The sequence below is a fragment of the uncultured Limnohabitans sp. genome (assembly GCF_937889215.1).
In the GTDB taxonomy this organism is placed as follows: Bacteria; Pseudomonadota; Gammaproteobacteria; order Burkholderiales; family Burkholderiaceae_C; genus Limnohabitans_A.
Window position 1 is genome coordinate 1 of the sequence record NZ_CALBEX010000055.1, and the last position, 3,315, is coordinate 3,315.

Below are 3,315 nucleotides of genomic sequence, written 5' to 3' on the forward strand. Positions count from 1 at the left end.
GGCCAAGCTGCAGCACCCGCAGCCCCAGGCGGCAACAAAGAAGTCAAATCGGCCAAGCTGTCTTCCAGCTGGGCGGGCGATCCTGCCAAGAAGAAAGCTATTCCTACACGCGGCGACAGCAGTGGTGGCGTGGGTCGCAACAACTGGCGCACCGGCCCGCGTGGCCGCCGTGGCAACGACCGTGACCGTGACGATGGCCACAACCAGCAAGCGCCGGCAGAAGTGCGGGTTCTGGAAGTACACGTGCCCGAGACCATCACCGTGTCCGAGTTGGCACACAAGATGGCCATCAAAGCCTCTGAGGTCATCAAGCACCTGATGAAGCTGGGCCAGATGGCCACCATGAACCAGCCTTTGGACCAAGACACCGCCATGATCGTGGTGGAAGAAATGGGTCACAAAGCGGTGGTGGCGGCGCTGGACGATCCAGAAGCCTTCACCGACGACGAAGTGTCAGACCAACACGCTGAGTTGTTGCCACGCGCTCCTGTGGTGACTGTCATGGGCCACGTGGACCACGGCAAGACTTCACTGCTGGACTACATTCGCCGGGCCAAAGTGGCTTCAGGTGAAGCCGGTGGCATCACCCAACACATTGGTGCTTACCACGTCCAAACGCCGCGTGGCATGGTGTCCTTCCTGGACACTCCAGGCCACGAGGCCTTCACGGCCATGCGTGCCCGTGGTGCACAAGCCACCGACATCGTGATCTTGGTGGTGGCCGGTGACGACGGCGTGATGCCGCAGACCAAGGAAGCCATCAAACACGCCAAGGCTGCGGGTGTGCCCATCGTGGTGGCCATCAATAAGATGGACAAACCCGATGCCAACATTGAGCGTGTACGTGCCGAACTGATCGCAGAAGAAGTGGTTCCCGAAGAGTTCGGTGGCGAAGCCCCGTTTGTTTCCGTGTCAGCCAAAACCGGCATGGGCATCGAGGATTTGCTGGAGCAAGTGCTCTTGCAAGCCGAAGTGCTGGAACTCAAAGCACCCGTTCAAGCCGCTGCCAAGGGCCTGGTCATCGAAGCCCGTCTGGACAAGGGCCGTGGCCCTGTGGCCACCATCCTGGTGCAGTCCGGTACTTTGAACACCGGCGACGTGGTGCTGGCAGGCCAGACCTTTGGCCGCGTGCGTGCCATGCTGGACGAAAACGGTGTGTCGATCAAATCGGCGGGTCCGTCGATTCCGGTCGAGATCCAAGGCTTGACCGAAGTACCGCAAGCCGGTGACGAGTTCATGGTCATGGGCGATGAGCGCCGTGCCCGCGAGATCGCCACTTACCGCGCAGGCAAGTTCCGAAATACCAAACTGGCCAAACAACAAGCGGCCAAGCTGGAGAACATGTTCACCGACATGTCGGCGGGCGAAGTCAAGATGCTGCCGATCATCATCAAGGCCGATGTGCAGGGTTCGCAAGAAGCCTTGGGCGCGTCCTTGCTCAAGTTGTCCAACGAAGAAGTCAAAGTGCAGCTGGTTTACTCTGGCGTGGGCGGCATCAGCGAGTCGGACATCAACTTGGCGATTGCCTCCAAGGCCATCGTGATCGGTTTCAACGTGCGTGCCGATGCCGGCGCGCGCAAGTTGGCTGAAGGCAATGGCGTGGACTTGCATTACTACAACATCATTTATGACGCTGTGGATGAACTCAGGGCCGCCATGTCGGGCATGTTGGCACCAGAGCAACGCGAAGAAATCATGGGCATGGCCGAAATTCGGACCGTGTTCGTGGCCTCCAAGATCGGTACGGTCGCAGGCTGTATGGTCACTTCGGGACAAGTCACCCGCAGCGCCAAATTCCGTTTGCTTCGCGAGAACGTCGTCATTTATACCGGTGAACTTGACTCGCTCAAGCGCCTCAAGGACGACGTGCGCGAAGTCAAAGAAGGCTTTGAGTGCGGTATCAAACTCAAAAACTACAACGACATCAAAGAAGGCGATTACCTCGAATTCTTCGACGTCAAGGAAATTGCGAGAACGCTGTAAATGGTGCGTAGAAAGCAGTCCTCTGTGCCCAACCGCGGTTTCCGCGTGGCCGACCAGATCCAACGTGATCTGGCCGAGTTGATTGCGCGCGAGTTGAAAGACCCGCGCGTGGGCATGGTCACGATCAATGCGATCGAGGTCACGCCCGACTACGCGCATGCCAAGGTGTATTTCAGTGTCTTGACCGGAAACCCCGTGGAAGCCACCGAAGGCCTGAATGCAGCGGCTGGTTTTTTGCGCAATGGTTTGTTCAAGCGTTTGCACATCCACACCGTGCCGACCTTGCACTTTTTGTTCGACCAGACCACGGAGCGTGCGTCTGACATGAATGCCTTGATTGCCAAGGCCGTGTCATCTCGCGCCCAAGAGGACTGAGCATGAACGCGCCACGCACCAGGGTGCAACGGCGCCCTGTGCACGGGGTGTTGCTGCTTGATAAACCGCTGGGTCTTTCCAGCAACCAGGCTTTGCAAAAAGCCAAGTGGTTGCTGCGCGCCGAAAAAGCAGGGCATACCGGCACCTTGGATCCATTGGCCACTGGCGTTTTACCTTTGTGTTTTGGGGCTGCCACCAAGTTCAGCCAACAACATCTGGATGCTGACAAGACTTATGAGACCACTGTCCGCTTGGGTCTGAAGACGAGCACGGCGGATGCTGAAGGCGACGTGATCGCAGTGCGTGAAGTGTCATGTTCGGCTGGTATGGTTGTTGAAGTGTTAGATCGCTTTATGGGCCCGATCAGCCAAGTGCCCCCCATGCACAGTGCCTTGAAAAAGGACGGCAAGGCCTTGTACGAATATGCCCGAGAGGGCGAAACCGTTGAGCGCGAAGCGCGCAACGTGGTGATTTATGACCTGGATCTGCTGGACATGCAGTTGCATGGCGATGCGCCTTTTTTGCGTTTGCGTGTGCGTTGCAGCAAAGGCACCTACATCCGGACGCTGGGCGAAGACATCGCCGAATCCCTAGGTTGTGGTGGGCATTTGAGCGCATTGCGCCGGGTGGTCACCGGTCCTTTTGCCGAGCCACAGTGTGTGACGCTGCAGGATCTGGAAGCGATGGATGAAGCCGAGCGTTTGGACGCTTTGCTGCCGGTGGATGTTTTGTTGCCGGGCTACACCGAGGTGAGCCTGGACAGCGACAACACAGGCCGTTTTTTGAACGGGGTGCGCCGACACGGCCCTTGGGTTGATTGTGATCAAGTCGCGGTGTATGGAGAACATCCTCGTGCCTTGCTGGGAACAGCAGTGGTGCATGACGGCGAATTGGTTCCGGGTCGATTGTTGAGCCCGATGGAAATTCAACAGATTTTAGAAAGTTCACCTGCATTTG

Annotated in this window: 3 protein-coding genes; all 3 read left to right on the forward strand. The window is 57.8% G+C overall.

Translation table 11 applies throughout. The features are described 5' to 3' along the window. Window positions 1-1,983 (forward strand): translation initiation factor IF-2 (gene infB / locus Q0341_RS01315; RefSeq protein ID WP_299510023.1); only part of this gene is annotated, 1,983 nt, incomplete at its 5' end. A gap of 3 nt (window positions 1,984-1,986) precedes the next feature. Beyond that, window positions 1,987-2,358, forward strand: coding sequence for a 30S ribosome-binding factor RbfA (gene rbfA, locus Q0341_RS01320; RefSeq protein WP_299510025.1), 372 nt, complete (start codon window positions 1,987-1,989; stop codon window positions 2,356-2,358). Between the two features lie 2 nt (window positions 2,359-2,360). Then, window positions 2,361-3,315: tRNA pseudouridine(55) synthase TruB (gene truB / locus Q0341_RS01325; protein WP_299510024.1), on the forward strand; the 955-nt coding region annotated here is incomplete at its 3' end.